This is a genomic window from Candidatus Methylolitoribacter marinus (assembly GCF_051853155.1).
In the GTDB taxonomy this organism is placed as follows: domain Bacteria; phylum Pseudomonadota; class Gammaproteobacteria; order Burkholderiales; family Methylophilaceae; genus BACL14.
In genome coordinates, this window is sequence record NZ_CP124221.1 from 1,046,600 (window position 1) to 1,068,376 (window position 21,777).

Annotated in this window: 23 protein-coding genes and 1 tRNA gene; 8 read left to right on the top strand and 16 right to left on the bottom strand. The window is 34.7% G+C overall.

What is annotated here, in order from left to right; genetic code table 11:
- Positions 1-9: 9 nt before the first annotated feature.
- Positions 10-96, bottom strand: a tRNA-Leu gene (locus QFA95_RS05560).
- Between the two features lie 30 nt (positions 97-126).
- Between QFA95_RS05560 and queA the strand changes: the two genes are divergently transcribed.
- On the top strand, positions 127-1,149 hold the full coding sequence (queA, locus tag QFA95_RS05565) for a tRNA preQ1(34) S-adenosylmethionine ribosyltransferase-isomerase QueA (protein ID WP_486462545.1): 1,023 nt from the start codon (positions 127-129) through the stop codon (positions 1,147-1,149).
- 41 nt (positions 1,150-1,190) lie between these two features.
- Positions 1,191-2,048 (top strand): hypothetical protein, encoded by an 858-nt coding sequence (locus QFA95_RS05570; protein ID WP_486462546.1) that lies wholly within the window; start codon positions 1,191-1,193, stop codon positions 2,046-2,048.
- Between the two features lie 3 nt (positions 2,049-2,051).
- Here QFA95_RS05570 and QFA95_RS05575 read toward each other — a convergent pair whose 3' ends face one another.
- The 6 genes from QFA95_RS05575 to QFA95_RS05600 are packed head-to-tail and all read right to left on the bottom strand — an operon-like array spanning position 2,052 to position 7,488.
- Positions 2,052-3,737: a proline--tRNA ligase gene (locus QFA95_RS05575; protein ID WP_486462547.1), complete on the bottom strand. Its 1,686-nt coding sequence runs from the start codon at positions 3,735-3,737 to the stop codon at positions 2,052-2,054.
- Positions 3,734-4,171, bottom strand: coding sequence for a hypothetical protein (locus QFA95_RS05580; RefSeq protein ID WP_486462548.1), 438 nt, complete (start codon positions 4,169-4,171; stop codon positions 3,734-3,736). The genes QFA95_RS05575 and QFA95_RS05580 overlap by 4 nt, the downstream gene beginning before the upstream one ends.
- Complete coding sequence (gene rimI / locus QFA95_RS05585; protein ID WP_486462549.1) at positions 4,168-4,611, bottom strand: ribosomal protein S18-alanine N-acetyltransferase; 444 nt, start codon at positions 4,609-4,611, stop codon at positions 4,168-4,170. The genes QFA95_RS05580 and rimI overlap by 4 nt, the downstream gene beginning before the upstream one ends.
- A gap of 3 nt (positions 4,612-4,614) precedes the next feature.
- Positions 4,615-5,295 (bottom strand): tRNA (adenosine(37)-N6)-threonylcarbamoyltransferase complex dimerization subunit type 1 TsaB, encoded by a 681-nt coding sequence (tsaB, locus tag QFA95_RS05590; protein ID WP_486462550.1) that lies wholly within the window; start codon positions 5,293-5,295, stop codon positions 4,615-4,617.
- A complete protein-coding gene (locus QFA95_RS05595) occupies positions 5,292-7,214 on the bottom strand; it encodes an ATP-dependent DNA helicase (protein WP_486462551.1) in 1,923 nt (640 codons plus the stop codon). The genes tsaB and QFA95_RS05595 overlap by 4 nt, the downstream gene beginning before the upstream one ends.
- Positions 7,204-7,488 (bottom strand): Rdx family protein, encoded by a 285-nt coding sequence (locus QFA95_RS05600; RefSeq protein WP_486462552.1) that lies wholly within the window; start codon positions 7,486-7,488, stop codon positions 7,204-7,206. Before QFA95_RS05600 ends, QFA95_RS05595 begins: the two co-directional genes overlap by 11 nt.
- Positions 7,489-7,564: 76 nt before the next feature.
- Between QFA95_RS05600 and QFA95_RS05605 the strand changes: the two genes are divergently transcribed.
- Genes QFA95_RS05605 through QFA95_RS05615 form a run of 3 tightly spaced genes read left to right on the top strand, consistent with a single transcriptional unit; the run spans position 7,565 to position 9,929 of the window.
- The gene (locus QFA95_RS05605) at positions 7,565-8,980 is read left to right on the top strand and encodes a S41 family peptidase (protein WP_486462553.1); all 1,416 of its coding nucleotides are present in this window, start codon (positions 7,565-7,567) and stop codon (positions 8,978-8,980) included.
- 3 nt (positions 8,981-8,983) lie between these two features.
- Entirely contained in the window at positions 8,984-9,610 is a 627-nt protein-coding gene (gene coq7 / locus QFA95_RS05610) for a 2-polyprenyl-3-methyl-6-methoxy-1,4-benzoquinone monooxygenase (protein WP_486462554.1), read from the top strand.
- Positions 9,611-9,614: 4 nt separating this feature from the next.
- The gene (locus QFA95_RS05615) at positions 9,615-9,929 is read left to right on the top strand and encodes a DUF2322 family protein (protein WP_486462555.1); all 315 of its coding nucleotides are present in this window, start codon (positions 9,615-9,617) and stop codon (positions 9,927-9,929) included.
- A 4-nt stretch (positions 9,930-9,933) separates the two neighbouring features.
- Here the strand turns inward: QFA95_RS05615 and QFA95_RS05620 are convergent, their stop codons facing one another.
- From QFA95_RS05620 to QFA95_RS05640, 5 genes are read right to left on the bottom strand one after another with little or no spacing between them, the layout of a single operon-like run.
- Positions 9,934-10,350 (bottom strand): OsmC family protein, encoded by a 417-nt coding sequence (locus QFA95_RS05620; protein WP_486462556.1) that lies wholly within the window; start codon positions 10,348-10,350, stop codon positions 9,934-9,936.
- A gap of 1 nt (position 10,351) precedes the next feature.
- Positions 10,352-10,807 (bottom strand): FKBP-type peptidyl-prolyl cis-trans isomerase, encoded by a 456-nt coding sequence (locus QFA95_RS05625; protein WP_486462557.1) that lies wholly within the window; start codon positions 10,805-10,807, stop codon positions 10,352-10,354.
- Between the two features lie 17 nt (positions 10,808-10,824).
- Positions 10,825-12,207, bottom strand: coding sequence for a D-alanyl-D-alanine carboxypeptidase/D-alanyl-D-alanine endopeptidase (gene dacB / locus QFA95_RS05630; protein WP_486462558.1), 1,383 nt, complete (start codon positions 12,205-12,207; stop codon positions 10,825-10,827).
- Entirely contained in the window at positions 12,204-13,517 is a 1,314-nt protein-coding gene (gene bioA / locus QFA95_RS05635; protein WP_486462559.1) for an adenosylmethionine--8-amino-7-oxononanoate transaminase, read from the bottom strand. The genes dacB and bioA overlap by 4 nt, the downstream gene beginning before the upstream one ends.
- Positions 13,518-13,521: 4 nt before the next feature.
- Entirely contained in the window at positions 13,522-14,589 is a 1,068-nt protein-coding gene (locus tag QFA95_RS05640) for an aldo/keto reductase (RefSeq protein WP_486462560.1), read from the bottom strand.
- A gap of 130 nt (positions 14,590-14,719) precedes the next feature.
- Here QFA95_RS05640 and QFA95_RS05645 point away from each other — a divergent pair, with 130 nt between their 5' ends.
- From QFA95_RS05645 to QFA95_RS05655, 3 genes are all read left to right on the top strand, one after another.
- On the top strand, positions 14,720-15,010 hold the full coding sequence (locus QFA95_RS05645; protein ID WP_486462561.1) for a co-chaperone GroES: 291 nt from the start codon (positions 14,720-14,722) through the stop codon (positions 15,008-15,010).
- A 25-nt stretch (positions 15,011-15,035) separates the two neighbouring features.
- Entirely contained in the window at positions 15,036-16,691 is a 1,656-nt protein-coding gene (groL, locus tag QFA95_RS05650; protein ID WP_486462562.1) for a chaperonin GroEL, read from the top strand.
- A gap of 177 nt (positions 16,692-16,868) precedes the next feature.
- Positions 16,869-19,016, top strand: a complete 2,148-nt coding sequence (locus QFA95_RS05655) for a UvrD-helicase domain-containing protein (RefSeq protein WP_486462563.1) — start codon at positions 16,869-16,871, stop codon at positions 19,014-19,016.
- On the opposite strand, the gene QFA95_RS05660 is transcribed toward QFA95_RS05655, so the two are convergent.
- From QFA95_RS05660 to QFA95_RS05675, 4 genes are read right to left on the bottom strand one after another with little or no spacing between them, the layout of a single operon-like run.
- Positions 19,011-19,754 carry a hypothetical protein gene (locus tag QFA95_RS05660; protein WP_486462564.1) on the bottom strand — a complete coding sequence of 248 codons (744 nt, stop codon included), beginning with the start codon at positions 19,752-19,754 and terminating at the stop codon, positions 19,011-19,013. The two genes, QFA95_RS05655 and QFA95_RS05660, sit on opposite strands and share 6 nt — an antisense overlap.
- Positions 19,751-20,677 carry a homoserine kinase gene (locus QFA95_RS05665; RefSeq protein WP_486462565.1) on the bottom strand — a complete coding sequence of 309 codons (927 nt, stop codon included), beginning with the start codon at positions 20,675-20,677 and terminating at the stop codon, positions 19,751-19,753. The genes QFA95_RS05660 and QFA95_RS05665 overlap by 4 nt, the downstream gene beginning before the upstream one ends.
- Before the next feature lie 8 nt (positions 20,678-20,685).
- The gene (locus tag QFA95_RS05670; protein WP_486462566.1) at positions 20,686-21,009 is read right to left on the bottom strand and encodes a DUF2782 domain-containing protein; all 324 of its coding nucleotides are present in this window, start codon (positions 21,007-21,009) and stop codon (positions 20,686-20,688) included.
- A gap of 32 nt (positions 21,010-21,041) precedes the next feature.
- Entirely contained in the window at positions 21,042-21,770 is a 729-nt protein-coding gene (locus tag QFA95_RS05675) for an LOG family protein (RefSeq protein WP_486462567.1), read from the bottom strand.
- Between the last annotated feature and the right edge of the window lie 7 nt (positions 21,771-21,777).

Genomic DNA, 21,777 nt, shown 5'->3' on the forward strand with positions numbered 1-21,777 from the left:
TTTATGAAATGGTGCCGGGAGCGAGAATCGAACTCGCACGCTGTCGCCAGCGCGGGATTTTGAATCCCGTGCGTCTACCAGTTCCGCCATCCCGGCAGAATGGAAATTATAACAAGCTTTCATTAAATGAATATAGAAGAATTTAATTACTCACTACCGGAAAAATTGATCGCACAACACCCGACAGATAAACGGTCTGCTAGTAGATTATTGCAACTCAATCCAAACACTAAAGAAATCAAAGACAATAATTTTACAAATTTTTTATCACTTATTAATCGTAATGATCTTCTAATATTTAACGATACAAAAGTAATTAAAGCTCGGATCAATGGTCATAAAAAAAGCGGGGGCAAGGTCGAAGTCCTTATCGAAAAAATAATCAATCAAAATTCATTTGTTGGCCATATTGGAACATCCAAAAAAATCAATACTGGATTAGAAATTATGGTGGACGAATTTAAACTGACAGTAAAAGATCGAGAAGAAAATATGTTTATCATTGAGACCGATGATAATATTTTTGACATCATCGATAATCATGGAAAGCTCCCTCTGCCTCCATACATTAATAGAGATAACGAGGATTTTGATGATGATCGCTATCAAACTATTTTTGCAAAACATGATGGCGCTATAGCTGCCCCAACAGCTGGACTTCATTTTGATGACCAATTTTTTTTAGAATTATCAAAACAAAATTTTAACTTTAGCTTCATTACGCTTCATGTCGGTTCTGGAACATTTCAGCCTGTTCGTAATTCAAATATAACTGACCATAAAATGCATTCGGAAGAATTCATGATCGGTCAAGACGTATATGACCGGATCGAGGAAACAAAAAAAAATAGCGGTCGGATCATTGCGATTGGCACAACTGTTTTGAGGGCGCTAGAATCAGCTTTCAATCAACCTAGAAAAGATACAAACTTTCAAAAAACTAATATTTTTATTTACCCAGGTTATCAATTTAAAATTGTTGATAGCTTATTCACTAATTTTCACTTACCAAAGAGCACTTTAATTATGCTAGTCTCGGCATTCGCTGGTCATTCGTTTACAATGTCAGCCTATGCGCATGCTGTTCAAGAAGAATACCGCTTTTTTAGTTACGGTGATGCAATGTTTATTGAACAAAAATTAACCTAAGAAGACAAAATAAAAACATAAATCAATCAAGAGAAATTAATATGAGAATCATCTACACCATTTTATTCACACTTTTTGTATCACTAAACATACAAGCTGAAATATTGCCTCAAGCCCAATTAGAAATGAAAATTCCTTTAAGTAAGGAACCGTCTACACGCCCGATGACGGTTGCTTATATTCCTGGTGAGAAAAAGTACTATATTGCTGATGGTGGCTTATCCCCAATAGGAAATGAGCCTTTTTCAAAATCACAAGTTCATGTTTATGATGAACAGGGAGCTTACATTAAATCTTTTTCCCCTGGTTTTGATAATCGTTCAATTTACTATAATGAAAATTCCAAAACACTAGAAACGATTACTTATAATATATCGAGCGCAGCGGGATTTTTTCCTAATACAGGAATCTTTAAACTAGAATTGGATGATCAGGGGTTGTTGACAAACCGGTCTGATACTGTTTCAAGATTTTCAGAAAATTTTGGAAGCGCTGGCACCATGCCAACATATGATGCCAAAAATAATCAGTACTTTGCCAAACAAGAAAAGAGTAACATTGTTAGAGTCATAGATGCATCTTCAAATGAAATTAAAAAAGAAATTGCTCTTGATTTTTCTGCAGCCAAAGTTGAGCACCATGATGTAACTGACCACTATGCAGCATTCACAAATGTTCCTGGTTATGAACTTATTTTGCTTGATGTGGACCACAAAAAGTTTTTGATATTCAACTTAGATGGGAAACTAGTAGGAACCTCTGAACTTGCAAAAGATTTGAAAATTAGGGCGAAAAATCATTTCAATGGATTAGGATATACCAACAACGGTTTATTCTTTTTATATATCGACTCTGAAGGTGAATTTGGAACGTATCATGCATACAAAGTGTTGAATTAATTTTTATATTTTTGATTTTATAAAATGTATAAGATCTGGAATATTGATCATTTCCGAATCAGGTTCAGATCTTGATTTAAATTCTACTTTGTTTTCGTTAAGGCTTTTTTCACCAATCACTATTCTGTTTGGAATGCCTATCAGATCAGATTCTGCAAACATAATCCCTGGACGCGCATCACGATCATCCAGCATGACATCAACACCATTCTCCAATAAGTCATCATAAATTTTATTGGCATGAGTTCTAACATTGTCATTTTTATGATATCCAATTGGTACAATAATCAATTCAAATGGAGCAATGCTCTTTGGCAAGATCATGCCATTTTCATCATTATTTTGCTCGATGGCTGCGGCAACAATTCTTGACACCCCAATCCCATAACATCCCATCATCATGGTTTGAGATTTACCTTCCTCATTAAGAATTGAGGCTTGCATAGCTTCAGAGTATTTCTTTCCAAGTTGAAAGATATGGCCTACCTCAATTCCTCTGCAAAATTTGAGCTTGCCAGATTCGTCAGGGCTGACATCTCCTTCAATCACATTTGTGATATCCACAAATGTTTCAACATTGGTAAGTTGAAAATTTTTGAAGTGATAATGTTCTTCGTTTGCTCCGCAGATCATATTTTCCATTTCAATAATGGAGTGATCAAACAACTTTCTGATATGTTCATTCCCCTCGGGCCCTATAAATCCTGGAATTAACCCATGCTTTTTAAGTTCCTCATCTTTTGCTACCCTGAAGCGATTGCTACCGATTACTTTTTCTAATTTAACCAGATTAATTTCCCGATTACCCGGTACAAAACAAATTATCAGCTCATCCTCTAAATTGAATACAACCCCTTTTAAAATATTTTGTGTATCTATTTTAAAAAACTTTTGGAGTGCATCTATAGTGGATATTTCAGGGGTATATACTTTCTCTGTTTGTGGCTTATTTTCTGTGGGTCCCTTTTTAAATATGGTTGATGCCTTTTCAATATTGGCGGCATAATCCGATTGATCAGAATAAGCAATCACATCCTCTCCAGAATCAGCTAAAACATGAAATTCATGTGATGCATCCCCACCAATTGCTCCAGAATCTGCAGCTACTGATCTAAATTGAAGACCAATTTTTGAAAAAATTCGATTGTAAGTTTCAAACATCATCTCATACATCTTGTGCAAACAATTTGCATCCGCGTGAAAGGAGTATGCATCTTTCATTAAAAATTCTCTGGCTCGCATTACGCCAAAACGAGGACGAATTTCATCACGGAATTTTGTTTGGATCTGATAAAAGTTGATGGGAAGTTGCTTATAACTATTTAGTTCTTTTCGGGCAATGTCGGTGATAACTTCTTCATGCGTCGGTCCAAAACAAAACTCATTCTCATGTCGATCATTTATCTTAAGCATTTGCGGACCAAATTGCTGCCACCGACCTGTTTCTTGCCATAGTTCTGCTGGCTGAATCGCTGGCATCAATAACTCTACCGCCCCAGAAGCATTCATTTCATCTCTGATAATATTTTCAATTTTTCTTAACACTCTCAAACCAATCGGCATCCATGTATATAGTCCTGAACTCAATCTTTTTACATAGCCAGCTCGAACCATTAATTGATGACTTTTGAGTTCAGCATCTTGAGGAGCCTCTTTCAAGGTAGATATAAAAAATTGACTTGTTTTCATAGATTTAAACTGCCTTTAATGGTCTTCCATAGTTCTTTTTTTAATTCTGCATTTGTACACATTTTTTTTAATGAAGCTAATTGAAAAACATCAGCAGACATAGGTTTAACTTCATCGGATAGTAAAATTTTAACAGAATCCTTAAGCGGTTCTGACAAAAATTCAGAAACACTCATGTCCTGCAATTTAAGTGAACCCACCCCTTTCAAGAACAAGTTAATACTGCTCATTAAGGATGTACTCTCTGTATCTTGTTTTGCAACATCATAAATCATCAGGAGCGTCATATTGTCAATCTCCATGATGGCGCAATGATATTTTTTTTCTTTAACTTTTGGTGATGAATCATCGGCCTTATCATGACAAGATTGATACATATCAAAAATGGTGAGCAACTCAAGCTCATCTAGCTGATCTCTTTCATTAAAAATCATGGCAAATCTCTTCCCATAATAATGGCATCCTCATGTCCCTTCTTGGTCAAGTAATAATTGGGGCGAACTCCAATCTCATTAAAGTAAAATTTTTTATACAAACTGATGGCAGGTATATTTGAAGTTCTAACTTCTAAAAAAATATGTTTGATATTTTTATTATGGCATTCACCAATGAGAGCGTCCATTAACTTTGAGGCAACTTTTTTTTTCCGCACACTTTTAGTAACACCAATATTTAAGATTTCGCACTCGTGCGAGATGAGTCTTGCCACAATAAAACCAACGATAGTTTCATTTAAGAAAAATATTTTAAAGAAATGCTTCACCGATATTGAGTCTTTAAAATTTTTTATACTCCATAACTCAACCTCATTTTCTTGTTCGATCGCATGAACTTCACTCAAGTCTGAATCTTTTGGATCTTGCATGAATTCCATTATTTATTTTCTTTCATCAATAGTTTGAGCCACCTTATTTCGGACATAAATGGGTTGAATTCCATCAAAGGAAAATTTGCCTGGTGGCTGCTCCAATGCAATAGAGGCGATATAGCTAGCCATATTTGTTTTTAGGTTTTGGTTGTCTAAAGAATATGAGAAGTATGTGTCATTAAAATGATCTGTAAACATTTCATAACCTGTACCAATCACAGAAAAACTATTAGTAATTTCGTCTGGAGGGATCGGTAATTTATCCGGTGCAGTTACCATGGGTTCTGAGAGGGGAATAATTTTTTTATCATTATTTCTTTTAAAAAATTGTAAATATACTTCACCCATCCTGGCATCAATGGTCGATAAAATATAATTTGACTCTGTCATTGATGCAATTGTTTTTAACGAACTTATTCCTATCAAAGGAATTTTGTGAGAAAAAGCTATTCCATAGGCAACGCCACAGGCTATCCTAATCCCAGTGAATGATCCAGGCCCTGCAGAAAATGCGATCACATTTAAATCTTTAAAGGCGACATTCGCCTTTTTTAAAATTTTTTGGACTTCGCTCAAAGCAACTGAGGAATGAGTTATGCCAGCATTAAATTCAACATTTTCTTTTCCAGCAGAATGAATGAGGCATAAAGAAAAGTTTATAGATGATGTGTCTATTGCTAATAGATTCAACGAAGTTCCTCAATAAAATTTAAAACCTGATTATAATCCTCCACTAATTGAAACGGGGGTAGGGATTTTAAAATTTGTTTTCCATAATATTTTTTTTGAATTCTGTTATCGCCAAGTATCGCAACTCCCTTATCAGAAAAATTTCTTATTAACCGACCCATCCCTTGCTTCATTAGTAGAGTTGTCATTGGAATTTGTGATTTCATAAAAAAATCTTTTTCATTCAATAAATTTATTTTTGCATCCACGATAGGATCATCGGGTGATTTGAATGGTAACTTATCAATAATTAATAGCGTTAAGTTGTCTCCTATTAAATCAATACCTTCCCAGAAAGAAAATGAACCAATCAAAACAGAATTTTGATTGGTTTTGAATTCTTCGATAAGTAATTGATTTGGCAACATTCCTTGTCTTAAGATGTTTAAGGGATCAGCATTTCTGTGGTTAATAAATTCAAACTGATTAGCTACTTGCTCAACACCATTTAATGAGGTTGTTAAAAATAATGTTCTTCCCTTATTTAATTTTATCGCTGGATAGACATAATCTACTAAAGATGAAAAAAAATCTTTTTCATTGGGGTTCGGTAGCCCCATTGGAATATGTAACACCGCATTTTTCTCATAGTTAAAAGGGCTTTCAAAGACTCTTGTTTCTATATCTTTTAATCCTGTTAAATCTTTAAAATAATCAAAATTACCATTGGTCGTCATTGTTGCTGAGGTAAATACCATCGAGTCACTTGAGGCTGTTGTTTTTGAGAAAATTCCTTTGACATCAATTGGGGTGATATGAATGGAGATGGAGTTATTAAACTTTTCCAACCAAAGTGCGTTTTTTTTCTCCGAGGGATTAATGATATTTTTTAAAAGCTCAATAAAGTTATTTAACTCCTTAGCTGAAGCATCAATATCCTTATTAATAAAGCCTGGTGCTTTAATAGCATTATTGAGCTCTTCAAGGTTATCCATAATTTCAGCCAAATGATCTTTGAAAACATTTAATTGGTTAAGCTTATACAGAGAAATTTTTTGTGGTTCATCTTTTACTAAATCAAGGAGTTGAGACATTGAAAAATTATAACGATTGAAAATCATTGAAAAGTTTTCTAGGCCAATGACAGAATTTTTTAAGTGGTTAATTAGGTCATCAAGAACACGATTCAATTTAAGGGAAGAAAATATTTTGCTGGAGTACAGCATCGCCAAATCAATTAAATTGTGAGCCTCATCAAAGACAACCACATCTGACTTTGGCAATAAGTTATTAGCATCATCATTTTCATTAAAAAAATCTGAAAAAAATAAGTGATGATTCACTATAATCACCTCGGCAGAATGCGCCCTCCTTCTTGCCTTATTTACAAAACAATCATTATTAAACTTGCAATCACCAAAGAGACAATTCTCACTCGTTGATGTGACGGCATGCGAAATATTTCCTGATAAATTTTTTTTTAATTCCACCACATCGCCAGTATTTGTTTTTTTTAAAATATCTTCTATGTCGGAAAATATTGAAGCATCAGATTTTGAAAAAAACATTTTACTGTGATTATTGATTCGATGATGACATAGGTAATTAGATCGTCCTTTTAATATTGAAACATTGAAATTGAGCTTCAATGCTTTTTGAAGAATTGGAAAATCTTTATCTAATAATTGCTCCTGAAGATTCTTCGTTGCTGTCGAGATAATAATTTTTTTATTTTGTCGGACCAACGGTAATAAATAACCTAATGTTTTTCCGATTCCTGTTCCAGCCTCTATAGCTACTGTTTTTTTTAAAGTAACAGATTCATCGATGAATTGTGCCATCTGAACTTGGCCGTCTCTTTTTTGATAGCTGGAAAGATAGCTGGCCAATGGACCATTTTCATTAAAAAAATGATCAAAAAAGTTTGATTTATCTGACATTATCAACATGACCTAAATTTCTATCTGGATCAATCAAATCGCGGATTCTTTGTTTGATAATGGCAACATCTACAAAACCATTTTCTTGTTTTCTTGAAAAGATTAAACTTCCATTGCAAGTAATATCAAAAACACCAGATTCAGAAGGAACTAACGTTACAGATGACAAGTCCGATTCAAAAGTGTTTAATAATTCTTGAGATATCCAAGTAGCCCTTGACAGCCACTTGCATTTGGGGCAAAACTTGATTTCAATGTAATTTTTTTTTTGCATAAGTTGTCAATTATTCGTCAGAGATCTGATGTAATATTGTACATGTTTAAAGTTACTCTTCTATTTAAGGTTTGGTATGAAAAATAAATTTAAAAGCTTTACTCTAATAACTTTTGGCCTAGTCTTTGGCGTTTTAATAAGTGTCAATTTATCTGTCTTTGCTGACAAAAAGAGTGAAGCCAAAAAGCTTCCGGTTGAAGATTTGAGAATTTTTGCTGAGGTATTTGGCAAGATTAAAGCTGACTATGTAGAAGAAGTTGAGGACAAGCAGCTCTTAACTGAAGCATTAAATGGAATGTTGGCAGGCCTTGATCCCCATTCCACCTTTCTTGACCAAGATCACTTTAAGGAAATGCAACAAGGAACGGCGGGAGAATTTGGTGGCTTAGGAATTGAAGTGGGTATGGAAGATGGTTTTGTGAAGGTCATATCTCCTATTGAAGATACTCCTGCATTTAAAGCTGGCTTACAAAGTGGAGACCTGATAATCAAGTTAGATGACAAATCGACCAAAGGGATGTCATTAAATGATGCCGTGAAGATCATGAGAGGAAAACCAGGTACATCATTAAATGTTCAAATTTTAAGAAAGGGGCAGAACGCTCCTTTTGATGTAAAGATTACTCGTGCTCAGATAAAAAGCCAAAGTGTAAAGGCTAAATTGATTCAAGAAGATTACGGATACATTCGTGTAACACAATTCCAGGAAAGAACTGGTGAGGACGTTGCCAAATCAATCAATAAACTTTTTGAAGAAAATAAAAAGCCATTAAGCGGTATTGTGCTCGATATGAGAAATAATCCTGGTGGCTTGTTAAATGCTGCTGTAGCAGTTTCGGCCGCTTTTATACCTGAGGGTGAGCTTGTTGTTTATACTGAAGGGCGCGCAAGGGATTCAAAAATGCATTTAACTGCAATCCCAGAAAACTTTGTTCGTGACCCAAAAAATAACTACATTGAGAAACTCCCAAGTGAAATTAAAAAAACTCCCTTGGTCGTTCTTGTAAATAATGGTTCTGCATCAGCATCTGAGATTGTTGCGGGAGCACTACAAGATCATAAAAGAGCATTAATTGTTGGCACTAAAAGCTTTGGCAAGGGTTCGGTACAGAGCATTTTACCAATGAATAACGGAACAGCAATTAAGCTGACCACTGCTAGATATTTTACTCCAAATGGGCGTTCAATCCAGGCAAAAGGTATTGATCCGGATATAGTTGTAGAAGATGGTTTCAGTGGTTTAATGTCTCGTGAGGCTGATCTTAATCAACACTTATCCAACCCTGACGACAATGAATCTAAGAAAGATGAGAGTGCAAATTCAGAGGAATCGAAAAATGATGAAAAGCAAAAAACATCAACCAAAGCTGATGATGGAGGAGAGGCGCTAAAAAACTTTAAGCCAGTTGAGTTCGGTACGGCTGATGATAAGCAGTTTCAAGAAGCTTTGAATATACTAAAGGGTATAGATATTTATAAAAAGATTAATTAATCCATGATTGATAAGATAATTTCTGAAGTTGATTTTGCCCTTAAACTTTTTACTTTGCCACAAAAAGGTGAGAGGTCCTCACCTTCAGAAAGATTTGCAAACACCCAACCTGATCTTACTGATGATGACTTGAAACAAACTGCCAGACTAATGAGGGTTAATCACACTGGTGAAGTGTGTGCGCAAGCTCTTTATAGGGGGCAACTGTTTTTTAATTCTGATGAAGTCACTGAAAAATCTCTAAAGCAGGCTGCTTTTGAAGAAATAGACCATCTCAATTGGTGTGAGCAACGCATTAAAGAATTAGGAGGCAGGACAAGCTATCTTAATCCAATCTTCTATATGAGCTCCTTTAGTCTTGGGGCGATTGCAGGAAAAATAGATAATAAAATTAATTTAGGTTTTTTAGAGGCGACCGAAAAACAAGTTGCCGCCCATCTCGAAAGCCATATAAAAAAAATACCAAAAAATGATAAAAAAACGCATGCTATTTTAAAACAAATGAAATATGATGAGCAGTGTCATCAAAAAACAGCGAAGTCGCTTGGCTCAAAAGAGCTTCCAAGTTTTGTTCAAAAAATAATGAATGTGACTTCAAAGTTAATGACTAAAACAACCTTTTGGATTTGAATTAATGCAAAATTTTAAAGAGATATTAGAAACACTCAACTCCGCAGATCATATCAAAGAGATCCAGCTTTATCATCAAGAACAGCTGCATGGTGTAATTAAAAGCAAACCCGGCTCTATGGGTTCTATTAAAGTCTACAATTACTTATACGAAACTTTTGGTGTAATTAATAGTGATGCTGCTATGGAGGGGATTGACCTGTATGCTGAGCATACCGAAGATGCCCAAAATAACCCAGGGAAACATCCGAATATTGATAGGCTACTAGACGTTATTGATTCAGATATAACCCTACAAGTAAAAATTATTAAAAATTAATCTTTCAAGCCGCAACAATTTCAAACGCATGCGTTATATTTACACTTTTACTTAGCATTATTGATGCGGAGCAATACTTGGTCGCTGACAATTCTATTGCACGAGCCACCTTCTTCTCATCTAAATCTTTTCCTGTTACTTTGAAGTGAATGTGAATATCTGTAAATACTTTTGGAACTGACTCTGCTCGCTTTGATGAAATGAATGCCTGACATCCTGTCACATCTTGTCGTGACTTCTTCAAAATAGTCACAACATCGAATGATGTACATCCGCCCATACCAGATAACAAAACTTCCATTGGTCTCATGCCTTGATCTTTTCCTCCAAGATCCTGCGGACCATCCATTAATAGACTATGACGTGATTCAGATTCAGCTTTAAAACAAACGTCTTGTTCCCAAGTTACGGTCAAATTCATCTTAATTTAGCCCTAATAATTCAACATCAAAAATTAAATCACTATTTGGCGGAATAACCCCTCCTGCGCCTCTTGACCCATATCCCAAATCAGAAGGAATAATAATTGTTCTTTTACCACCAATTTTCATACCTTGCACGCCAATATCCCAACCTTTAATGACTTGTCCTATACCCAATGTAAATTCTAGTGGATCATTTCGATCAAGTGAACTATCAAATTTCTCACCTTTATTATCTTTTTTATTTGCATCGTATAACCACCCTGTGTAATGAACTTTGACAATAAGTCCAGGCTCAGCCTCTCTTCCATCTCCGACCACATTGTCAATGAGCTGCAACCCCTTGTCGTAAACTTTAGCAGATTCTTGCTCCATACTTTTTTCCTTTTCTCCTATTAATTCAATTGAAAAAACTGATGACGTCATGATTAAAAAAATCAAAAAATAATATCTCATATAAATTCCTGTTAGTTTTAATGTTGATATAAATATTCTAGGCTTTGTTCAATGAACTTTAAGAAGGATTCATACTGAGGTCCATTTAGTACGAATGTTACTATATATTCCTCACCCTTGCTTGACTTCATAAATCCTGACAAAGCAAATACATTTTTAAGACGACCTGTTTTAAGATGAGTTGCATTCGAAAAAGATTTTTCTTTAAACATAGACTTTAATGTGCCATCAATACCAGTAATTGGAAGTGAGCTAATAATCTCTGATTTCCAGTCAGATGCGATAATAAAAGCCAAGATTTCCTGAAATAACAGGGAGTTAGCATAACTATCTCGTGATAATCCTGCCCCATTCTCAATAAAAAACTCATTGGCATTAATTCCCTTTTTTTCAAACCAGCTTTTAAAAAAAATATCGGTATTGAATTCATCAGCGTCAAATTCTGTCTTGTATTTCATTGCAACCAGAGCCAGATTCCTTGAAAATAAATTGAGGCTGTACTTATTCATCTGATACATCAACTGATTAAGAGGATCTGAAAAATGTTCATCAAGCAACACATAACTATTTAATTCGTCATCACTAAAACTTTGTTGCTCTATTTCACCCTCAAATTCAATTTTCGCCTCGTTTAAGATGTTGATAATGGCAGCTTTAAGGTATTCATCCTGATTTAATGCATTTAAGTATAAAGATTTATTTTTACACTTCTTACTGAAAGATCCATTGACGGTAACCTGAATTAATTCATCAGCAAATATCACATCAGGACGAATTTTAGACTTCCAGTCCTCACAGGCTTTATTTGTAATTTTTAAATTATTTACAACCTTAATTCCTTCCATGGAAGGCTTGTGATATAGGCTCACATTATTATCCTGATTTAAAAATTGAATCTCAATCGCCCCCGCCTCAATTAATAAGGATTTGGGTTGGATGTTATAGGCTCGGTAACTTAGGTCATCAATATATCTTGGATTAAGTTGATTTTTAAAGTATGAATCATCTAAAAAGATATTTCCTTTAATTTGATCAATCCCTTTAGCTTTAAAACGATTAAAAATATCTTTTAAATTTTCAATTGATAGAGTTGGATCCCCCTCCCCCCTGATAATCAAATCTTCTATAATTTTATTATCTTTTATTTGCTCAGTAGAAAAGAATAACGTTCGAAATTTAAAATCTGGGCCTAATTCATCGAGTGCAATGGTGGCAGTGATAAGCTTATTTACTGATGCAAAATTAAATGACTTATTAGCATCCTTGCTCCATGATTCATCTGTTGAGATATTTTTTATAGAATAAGCAAAATCTTGCGGATTAATTTTGCTTTTAATAACGAGCTCTTGAGAATATGCCGTTGTAATAAACAAACTAATGATCAGCAGTAAACGTATCATGAAATATCCATCTGCATTCTTTTAAATATTTGCTCTAACACTCTTACTACAAATTTTATATCAGACAAGGTGCTTGTGTAAGGGGGCATAATATAAACACATCTGCCAATCGGCCTGATTAACAATCCTGCTTCTCGAGCAAAAGATTCAAAATTCGAGGGCTCTTGATTTTCAGGTAAATCAAAACGCCAAATCATTCCGATATTAAAAAAATTTTTAATGTTATATTTTGTTAACTTCATCATGACCTGGTTAAATAATTTAGACTTCTCATTAATCTTATCTATATTTAATTTTTGATTAAAATAATCTAGAGTTGCAATGGCCGCTGAACACGCAAGGGGGTTGCCAGTAAAACTATGTGAGTGTAGAAAGTTTTTCTCAACATCTGGATCTAAAAACTCGCGATATATTTTTTTGGAAACAAGAGTGGCTGCTATAGGAAGATAGCCTCCTGACAAGCCTTTTGATAGACACATGATGTCTGGCTTAATATTGGCATGCTGACAAGCAAACATTTTTCCTGTGCGCCCAAAACCAACAGCAATCTCATCTGCAATGAAATGAATATTAAGCTTAGAACATAATTTTCTTAATTTTTTTAAATAAACAGGGTGGTAATAATTCATGCCTGAGGCGCATTGAAGAATCGGTTCAATAATCAATCCTGCAATTGTTTTATGATGTTTATTTAAGATTGTTTCTGCTTTCTCAAAACTTTCTAACGCAAACTCTTTAAGTTGTTTTTGAGATTCATAATTTTTTGGGGATGGATTGGGAAGAATAATATTTTTATTTAACAAAGAATAATAATTCTTAGAAAAAATATCGACATCTGTCACAGATAAAGCACCCAGGGTTTCGCCATGATAACTATTTCTAAGGAGAGCAAATTTTGTTTTCTTTTGCCCTTTGTTTTTCCAATAATGGTAGCTCACTTTTAAGGCGACCTCGACTGCACTAGATCCATCACTCGAATAGAAACAATGGTCCAGGTTAGTTAGGGCATTGAGTCGTTTAGATAAATCAATTACAGGTTGATGGGTCATGCCTGACAGCATGACATGCTCTATTTTATTAAGCTGGCTGATAATATTTTTTTTTAAATAGGGATTATTGTGGCCAAACAAATTTACCCACCATGAACTTATGGCATCAAAATAATCCTTGCCATCCACTGACCTTAGCCAGCTCTTGTTGCCTGACTCAATAGCAATTAAATTTTGATCGTTGTATTGATCCATTCTAGAACATGGATGCCATACATTTTCAATACTCTCTCTTATTAAATTGATCTTGTCCTTGCTCATTGACTTAAGGGGCCGGGTTCATTACTGATAGATGAATTTGTTCGATTTCATCTAATATTTCATCCGATAGCTCTAGAGAAAAACTTTCAACATTCTCTTTTAGTTGATTAAGCGAAGTTGCTCCTAAAATTGTTGAAGTCATGAACCATTGCGACCTTACAAAAGCTAATGACATTTCAGTTAGGGACAGATGATATTTCTTCGCTAATTGCGCATATTGTTTGACTGCATATCTGACCCCGGGCTTATCAAATCTTTTTGCATAACCTGGAAAAAGATTGACTCTTCCAGCTGCTTGGTCGTTTTCGATATATTTACCTGTTAAATATCCAAAAGCTAGCGGTGAATAAGCTAAAAAACTCAGCTGCTCACGATATAAAATCTCACTGATACCGAACTCTACAGTACGATTCAATAAGCTATAGCTATTCTGTAATGCGCTAATAATTGGTAATTTATGTTGTCTTGCAACTCTAATAAACTCCATTAAACCCCACGGTTGTTCATTCGAAAGGGCAATTGTTCTAATTTTTCCTGAATCAACTAATTTTGATAGAGTTGTTAGTTGATCATAAATGCTCACCCAAGAAATTTGTTTGCCATCCTCTTGGTCCCCTTCAGGGTCGAATTTATATTGCCCAAACATTGGGACATTTCTTTCAGGCCAATGAAGATAATAAATATCTATATACTCTGTTTTCAGTCTTTTGAGCGATGCGTCCAAAGCGTTCACAATATTTTCTTCGTTTAAAGAGGTTGGCCCGCCACGTATCCAATTTAACTTTCTTCTTGGACCAGCGACCTTGCTTGAAATAATTATTTTGTCTCGATCCTGTGTTTGTAACCAATCTCCAAGAATAGATTCAGTTTTGGTATAGGTGTCTGCTTTAGGAGGAACTGGATACAATTCAGCTATATCAATTGAATTTATGCCAATATCTAAAGCAAAATCCAACTGTTCATATGCCTCACTTTTACTATTTTGATCACCAAACGTCATGGTTCCTAAAGTAAGTGGCGATATTTTGATATTGCTATTACTTAACTGGCGATAATCAGTCGCTGAAAACATAAATAACCTTTTTTTTGATAATTACCCTTGAAATTAAGAACAATCGTCCCTATTATTAGCACTCTTAGTTATAGAGTGCTAATTTATAACTAACATAATAACAAGAATACACTATTAGGAGATCTAACAAATGAAAATTCGTCCTTTACATGACCGTGTAATAGTTAAACGTGTTGAAGAAGAACGTACAACTGCTTCAGGAATTGTAATTCCTGAAAGTGCTTCAGCAGAAAAGCCTGATCAAGGCGTTATTGAAGCTGTAGGCAACGGCAAAATCCTTGAAGACGGAAATACCAAAGCTCTAGATGTTAAAGTCGGAGACAAGGTGTTGTTTGGAAAATATGCAGGGCAAACAGTTAAAGTTGATGGTGAAGAGCTTCTAGTTATGCGAGAAGACGACATCATGGCAATCATTGAATAATTATAACTAAATACGGAGAAAAATAATGGCAGCAAAAGATGTAAGATTTGGTGATGATGTTCGCCAAAAAATGGTAAAAGGGGTTAACACTCTTGCTAATGCAGTTAAAGTTACTCTTGGTCCTAAAGGTCGTAATGTTGTTCTTGAAAGATCTTTTGGGGCGCCAACGATTACTAAAGATGGTGTATCAGTCGCGAAAGAAATTGAATTAAATGACAAATTTGAGAACATGGGTGCTCAAATGGTGAAAGAGGTCGCTTCCAAAACATCAGATAATGCTGGTGATGGCACTACTACTGCTACTGTTCTTGCTCAGGCGATTGTTCGTGAGGGTATGAAGGCAGTTGCAGCCGGTATGAATCCGATGGATCTTAAGAGAGGGATCGATAAGGCTGTGGAAACAGGTGTAGCTGAACTTCATAAACTAAGTAAACCTTGTAATACAAGTAAAGAAATAGCACAAGTTGGTTCGATTTCCGCAAACTCCGATGAATCAATTGGTCAAATCATTGCTGACGCAATGGATAAAGTTGGCAAAGAGGGAGTGATTACTGTTGAAGATGGATCAGGTCTGAGCAATGAACTAGATGTTGTAGAAGGTATGCAATTTGATCGTGGCTATTTGTCTCCTTATTTCATTAATAATAATGAGAGGCAAATTGCGCTTCTAGATGATCCATATGTATTACTTCATGACAAAAAAATCGCAAATATTAAAGATCTTCTGCCAACATTAGAACAAGTTGCAAAGGCTGGTAAACCATTACTGATCATTGCCGAAGAAATTGAAGGCGAAGCTTTAGCAACACTTGTTGTAAACAACATTCGTGGAACAATCAAAACTGTTGCAGTAAAAGCGCCCGGTTTTGGCGATAGAAGAAAAGCAATGCTTGAAGATATCGCTATCCTTACAGGTGGCACAGTCATATCTGATGAAGTTGGTCTTACATTAGAGAATGTAAAACTTGAGGATCTCGGTCAAGCAAAACGCATCGAGGTTGGTAAAGAAAATACGATTATCATTGATGGCGCGGGCAAGGCAGATACAATTAAGTCACGGATCGAAACTATCAAAACGCAAATTGCTGAATCAACCAGTGATTATGATAAAGAAAAACTTCAAGAACGAGTAGCTAAGCTTGCTGGTGGTGTTGCAGTAATTAAAGTTGGTGCGGCAACCGAAGTTGAAATGAAAGAGAAAAAAGCTCGTGTTGAAGATGCACTTCATGCAACTCGTGCTGCAGTTGAAGAAGGAATTGTGCCTGGAGGTGGCGTTGCATTGTTAAGAGTTCAAGATGCAATTTCAAAAACCAAAGGTACCAATCCTGAACAAGATGCAGGTATTCAGATTGTTGTTCGAGCGATCGAAGAACCTCTTCGACAAATTGTATCAAACGCAGGTGAAGAAGCTTCAGTTGTCATCAACAATGTGAAATCTGAAAAAGGTAACAATGGTTACAATGCAGCCAATGATACATATGGCGACATGGTAGCTATGGGTGTTTTAGATCCAACTAAAGTAACTCGCTCGGCATTACAAAATGCAGCGTCTGTTGCAGGTTTGATGTTAACGACTGATTGCATGATTGCTGAATTACCTAAAGAAGATGCGCCAGCAGGTCCTGATATGGGCGGTATGGGCGGTATGGGTGGTATGGGCGGTATGCCAGGTATGATGTAAGTAACGAATCCTACATTACATTAGGATACAAAAAAGGGCCACATATGTGGCCCTTTCTTTTTTCTGGTGCATTGGGGAGGACAATGCTTATTCCAGAATTATTATTGTGATTTAAAAAAAATAAAAAAGTTCGAATAAGACTTTAAAAATAAAAAAAATAAGGTAGCATCATGATCCATGCAATTAGATTATTTAAAAGACCTTAACGAAAAACAGTCAGAAGCAGTTCAACTCCAAAATGAATCTGCCCTCATCTTAGCCGGTGCGGGAAGCGGCAAAACTAAAGTATTGACTTCAAGAATTAGTTGGCTGATACATAACCAAATCGTCTCACCCAATGGAATTTTGGCCGTCACTTTTACCAATAAGGCGGCAAATGAAATGTTATCCAGAATCTCTTCGCAGCTAGGAATGAATCCAAGAGGAATGTGGGTAGGAACCTTTCATGGCTTATGTAACCGTTTTTTAAGATTGCATTTCAAAGAGGCAAACCTTCCTCAGACTTTTCAAATTTTAGATAGCAGTGATCAATTATCTGCCATTAAAAGATTATGCAAAATTTTACAAATTGATCCTGATAAAATAACTCCAAAAGAAATTCAATATCATATTAACGGATCTAAAGAAAACGGCATGCGTGCAAAAGATGTTAAAACGTACGATGCGCACACTCAGAAAATTAATGAAATATACCTTGAATATGAAAAACAGTGCCAAAGAGAGGGTGTTGCAGATTTTGGTGAACTACTCCTTCGATCGTATGAGATTTTAGTCAATAATGAAATTATAAGAGCGCATTATCAGAATAGATTTCATCATGTCCTTGTAGATGAATTTCAGGATACCAGCGAACTTCAATACCGCTGGTTAAAATTATTAACTGGTAAAAATAATATTATTTTTGCTGTTGGGGATGATGATCAATCGATCTATGCATTTCGTGGGGCAAATGTGGGAAATATGCAATCATTGCAACATGATTTCAACATTAAAAAAGTTATTAAACTAGAACAAAATTATCGCTCCAAAAATAATATATTAAATGCTGCAAATGAAATTATAAAAAATAATGAAAAAAGACTAGGCAAAGACTTGTGGACTGCTGCTGGTGATGGCGATCCAATAAAAGTGTTTAGGGCGCTATCTGATTCAGATGAAGCTCAATATATTTTAGATGAAATAAAAATGTGGCATAGAAAAGGAAAGTGCTTCCGAAATATTGCCATTTTATATAGAAGCAATGCTCAATCAAGAATTCTTGAGCACAACATGGTATCTAATAACATCCCTTATAGAGTGTATGGAGGATTGAGATTCTTTGAACGCGCAGAAGTGAAGCATGCGCTGGCTTACCTTCGCTTGATTGCGAATAAGCAAGATGATAATGCCTTCTTAAGAATAGTGAACTTCCCGGCAAGAGGCATAGGTAATCGGTCTTTAGAATCACTTCAAGACATCTCAAAAATAAATAATACAAGCTTGTGGGAAGCTGCAAAATCATCCTATAAAACTCCTACTTCAGAAAAAGGAATTTCTTATTTTATTGATTTAATTCGAAAAATAGAAGATGAGATTCAAGGTTTAACTCTAGCGGAATCAATGGATGTTGTTATTAATTACAGTGGATTAAAAAGTCACTATATAAACGATAAGGATGGGCAAGATAGAGTATCAAATCTGGAGGAATTAGTTTCTGCAGCAACCACCTTCTCAGAAAATTTTAATGGGGAAGATAAAAATCTTGAGTTAACAGAATTTTTAAACTATACCTCTCTTGAAAGTGGGGAATTACAAGCAAAGGCAAATCAAGATGCACTTCAGTTAATGACAATCCATTCAGCTAAGGGCTTAGAGTTTGATATTGTCTTTATTACCGGTCTTGAAGAAGGCTTATGTCCTCATGAACAAAGTCTTATTGAAGCAGATGGTTTGGAAGAGGAAAGAAGGTTGATGTATGTCGCTGTAACCAGGGCCCGAGAAAATTTATACCTGACTTATGCTCAATCAAGGCTTATGTATGGACAAACTCAATACAATCTATCTTCTAGATTTCTCGATGAAATTCCAGAGAATCTAATTAAAAAAATCAATGTAATCGAAACGCCTCAGATTAGACAATATAATCAACCAAGACAAGTGACACAAAGTTTCAGTAACTCAGAATATCCTTTCAAGATTGGATCACAGGTATTGCATAAAAAATTTGGTAATGGTGTCGTGTTATCCTATGAAGGATCCTTGAATGATCTGCGTGTTCAGGTTCAATTTTCGAAAGCTGGAACAAAATGGCTTGCTCTTGAATTTGCTAAATTAGAAAAACTATAATTTAAATATCTGCTTATATCCAAGAAACTGAAAAATAAATAAAGCTGCAATATATACGGCAGTTAAGCTGAAAATTACAACAGTGGATACAGCAATATATACTGCTTGAGAAAATCCAAAAAGTAATAAGAAATTTTGCAAGACATAAATCAATAAGGCAAAAATTACAATCATTGACGCCCAAGTCATCAATAAAGGAATGATATATATTAATATTGCCGCAATACTGGATTTTAAAGCTTTGAATACACCCTCACCCCGGAAGACAATAATCATTGGTGAAAACCAAGTCGCTGCAAACAAAGGCAACATGAATAAAAATAACTTTAATATTAACTTTATGAAGACCGCTGCTTCTATAACCGAGTCTCCAGCATTTGCCTGCTCTACAATACTTTGCATTTGTGGTGATAAAAAGGTTGACACGAGCAATGCATAAAAAAAGGTAATTAACCCAATTCTCAGCAACTGGGGGATACTTTTTTTTAATTGACTATCAAGTTTAAAAATTGAAATTTTTTTATTTTCTTGGCTTTGATAAAAAGTGATAATTTGTACCACCACCACAGGCCATAAAATTATCACAATTGGAGATAAGAATTGTATGAGAGGTAAAGATGGCAACACCAGAAAAATGAATAAATACGTGTAACCAATCATCAGAGAATAATTTTTTGTTTTTTTTAAAATCAGGAAAATATCTCTTAGCCAAGATTGCGTTTGACGAATAGCATTCAATTTAAACTCTGCCTTCTATTTTTTAAAATTTCATAAAAGAATAATGGATCTTTTATTGTGTTCAATTCAGCATCTTTTTCATTAAACTGATCTCTAAATCTTGAAATCAGGAATCTCATTGCCGCTAATCTAAGGTATGAATTTAATGCTTCATGCTCATTGTTATTGAGTTGTCTGATGGAATCATAGGCTTCGATAAATAATTTTTTCTTTCTATCTATAATTTTGCCATTAGGGTCAATACACCAATCATTAATCACTATTGCAATATCATAAATAAAGAAATCATTACATGCATAGTAAAAATCAATAATTCCACCTAATCTATTTTCCTCAAATAAAACATTATCTCTAAATAAATCAGCATGAATCACTCCGCGAGGAAGATTTTCAGATAAATTTTCCAAGAATGATAATTCCTCATTAATCAGCTCTCTTTGCTCAGAGGAAATTTTATTAGCGAACATGGAAAACGTATCCTTCATCCATTGTAAATCTCTCTCATTTTTTTTCTGAGTATTAAATTTAAGTGAAATTAGATGCATTTCGGCAAAAGATTTTGCAAGTTCAATAAGTTGATGATCATTAATCTCCTCAAAAACTTTTCCTGGCAGTTTAGAAATTAATGCGGCAGGTTTACCTTTTAAATCATGGATAAGATTATTATTACTATCCGAAATAGGTTTGGGACATGAAAATCCATGAGTTGATAAATGTTGCATAAAGCTGAAATAATAATCTAGATCTTCAAAATTAAGTTCTTCAAAAATAGTTAAGACGGCCTCACAGCTATCCGTGTTGATAAAAAAGTTACTATTTGTGACGCCACCAGAGATACCTGCGTAGCTTTTTAATTTTCCAATATTAAATTTGCTGATAAAAGTTTCAACTTCGGATTGGCTAAGAGATGTATAAACCGCCATAAATTGTTTTAGAATTCACCAATTACCCACATAGGTAATGAAATGGCCTTTCCTTCAGTATCTTCCCTAACCCATTCTCCATTTTGTTCATGCTTTATCAAATAATATGAAGGCATGTTTTTTGGGGTTACTTTCATCATGTAAAGATTTCCATTCATTCTATACTCCTCAATGAACTCATCTTTTTCTTCTCTAATGGTAATCTCTGGTTGATCGATGGATGGATCATAATCGTAATTAGTTTCTGGAGGGTCAAGTTCACCCGCAGAGTAAGCAACAGTAGTAAATGGAAGAATCGCAGCTAGTAAAAATATAGTGAAAATTTTTGTCATGCTTTTAATATTCCTTTAAATAATCAGGTTAATTATAAATGAATATTTAGGTTATTGCTTTTAAAAGAAAGATCATTATCTTTCCTGTAGTAACAATCAAATATAAAATTTACAATATCATTAGGATCATCGCTCATCTTAAAAATACTTAAATCTTCTTGCTCAGCAAATTTTTCTTGAATAATTTTATTCTGCAACCAATCTTGTAAGCCTTGCCAAAAATCAACACCAACTAAAATAACAGGGACCTTTTTTGATTTATTAGTTTGAATTAAAGTTAGTACCTCAGAAAATTCATCAAGAGTCCCAAATCCTCCTGGTGCAACTACATAAGCAAAAGCATACTTTACGAACATTACTTTTCTCATAAAAAAATATTTAAAGTTAATACTGATGTCTTGATATGAGTTCGGGTTCTGTTCCTTTGGAAGAATAATATTTAAGCCGATACTTTTAGATTTTCCATTAAAAGCACCTTTACTTGCAGCTTCCATTAGACCAGGTCCGCCGCCAGTAATAATGTTAAATCCTGACTCGGATAATTTAAAAGCAATCTCTTCACTCAAGTTGTAATATTTATCTGCTGGTTTTGATCGAGCGCTTCCAAAAAAAGAAATTGCAGGTGTAATTCGATCTAAAGATTGGGTAGCACTCACATATTCAGATACAATTTCAAATGCGTGCCATGACTCATTGTCAAATTCATTTTGCATCAATAAATCTGACAAACTATTACTAGGATTTTTTTTTGATTCGGCCATAATAAAA

Excerpts from the sequence above, each read along its gene's own strand:
- QFA95_RS05645 (WP_486462561.1), top strand. The coding sequence starts at position 14,720 with ATGAAAATTCGTCCTTTACATGACCGTGTAATAGTTAAACGTGTTGAA.
- rimI (WP_486462549.1), bottom strand. The coding sequence starts at position 4,611 with ATGGAATTCATGCAAGATCCAAAAGATTCAGACTTGAGTGAAGTTCAT.
- QFA95_RS05580 (WP_486462548.1), bottom strand. The coding sequence starts at position 4,171 with ATGATTTTTAATGAAAGAGATCAGCTAGATGAGCTTGAGTTGCTCACC.
- bioA (WP_486462559.1), bottom strand. The coding sequence starts at position 13,517 with ATGAGCAAGGACAAGATCAATTTAATAAGAGAGAGTATTGAAAATGTA.
- QFA95_RS05655 (WP_486462563.1), top strand. The coding sequence starts at position 16,869 with ATGCAATTAGATTATTTAAAAGACCTTAACGAAAAACAGTCAGAAGCA.
- QFA95_RS05600 (WP_486462552.1), bottom strand. The coding sequence starts at position 7,488 with ATGCAAAAAAAAAATTACATTGAAATCAAGTTTTGCCCCAAATGCAAG.
- QFA95_RS05615 (WP_486462555.1), top strand. The coding sequence starts at position 9,615 with ATGCAAAATTTTAAAGAGATATTAGAAACACTCAACTCCGCAGATCAT.
- QFA95_RS05605 (WP_486462553.1), top strand. The coding sequence starts at position 7,565 with ATGAAAAATAAATTTAAAAGCTTTACTCTAATAACTTTTGGCCTAGTC.
- QFA95_RS05665 (WP_486462565.1), bottom strand. The coding sequence starts at position 20,677 with ATGGCGGTTTATACATCTCTTAGCCAATCCGAAGTTGAAACTTTTATC.
- QFA95_RS05625 (WP_486462557.1), bottom strand. The coding sequence starts at position 10,807 with ATGAGATATTATTTTTTGATTTTTTTAATCATGACGTCATCAGTTTTT.
- queA (WP_486462545.1), top strand. The coding sequence starts at position 127 with ATGAATATAGAAGAATTTAATTACTCACTACCGGAAAAATTGATCGCA.
- groL (WP_486462562.1), top strand. The coding sequence starts at position 15,036 with ATGGCAGCAAAAGATGTAAGATTTGGTGATGATGTTCGCCAAAAAATG.
- QFA95_RS05595 (WP_486462551.1), bottom strand. The coding sequence starts at position 7,214 with ATGTCAGATAAATCAAACTTTTTTGATCATTTTTTTAATGAAAATGGT.
- coq7 (WP_486462554.1), top strand. The coding sequence starts at position 8,984 with ATGATTGATAAGATAATTTCTGAAGTTGATTTTGCCCTTAAACTTTTT.
- QFA95_RS05640 (WP_486462560.1), bottom strand. The coding sequence starts at position 14,589 with ATGTTTTCAGCGACTGATTATCGCCAGTTAAGTAATAGCAATATCAAA.
- QFA95_RS05575 (WP_486462547.1), bottom strand. The coding sequence starts at position 3,737 with ATGAAAACAAGTCAATTTTTTATATCTACCTTGAAAGAGGCTCCTCAA.
- QFA95_RS05570 (WP_486462546.1), top strand. The coding sequence starts at position 1,191 with ATGAGAATCATCTACACCATTTTATTCACACTTTTTGTATCACTAAAC.
- QFA95_RS05620 (WP_486462556.1), bottom strand. The coding sequence starts at position 10,350 with ATGAATTTGACCGTAACTTGGGAACAAGACGTTTGTTTTAAAGCTGAA.
- QFA95_RS05670 (WP_486462566.1), bottom strand. The coding sequence starts at position 21,009 with ATGACAAAAATTTTCACTATATTTTTACTAGCTGCGATTCTTCCATTT.
- dacB (WP_486462558.1), bottom strand. The coding sequence starts at position 12,207 with ATGATACGTTTACTGCTGATCATTAGTTTGTTTATTACAACGGCATAT.
- QFA95_RS05675 (WP_486462567.1), bottom strand. The coding sequence starts at position 21,770 with ATGGCCGAATCAAAAAAAAATCCTAGTAATAGTTTGTCAGATTTATTG.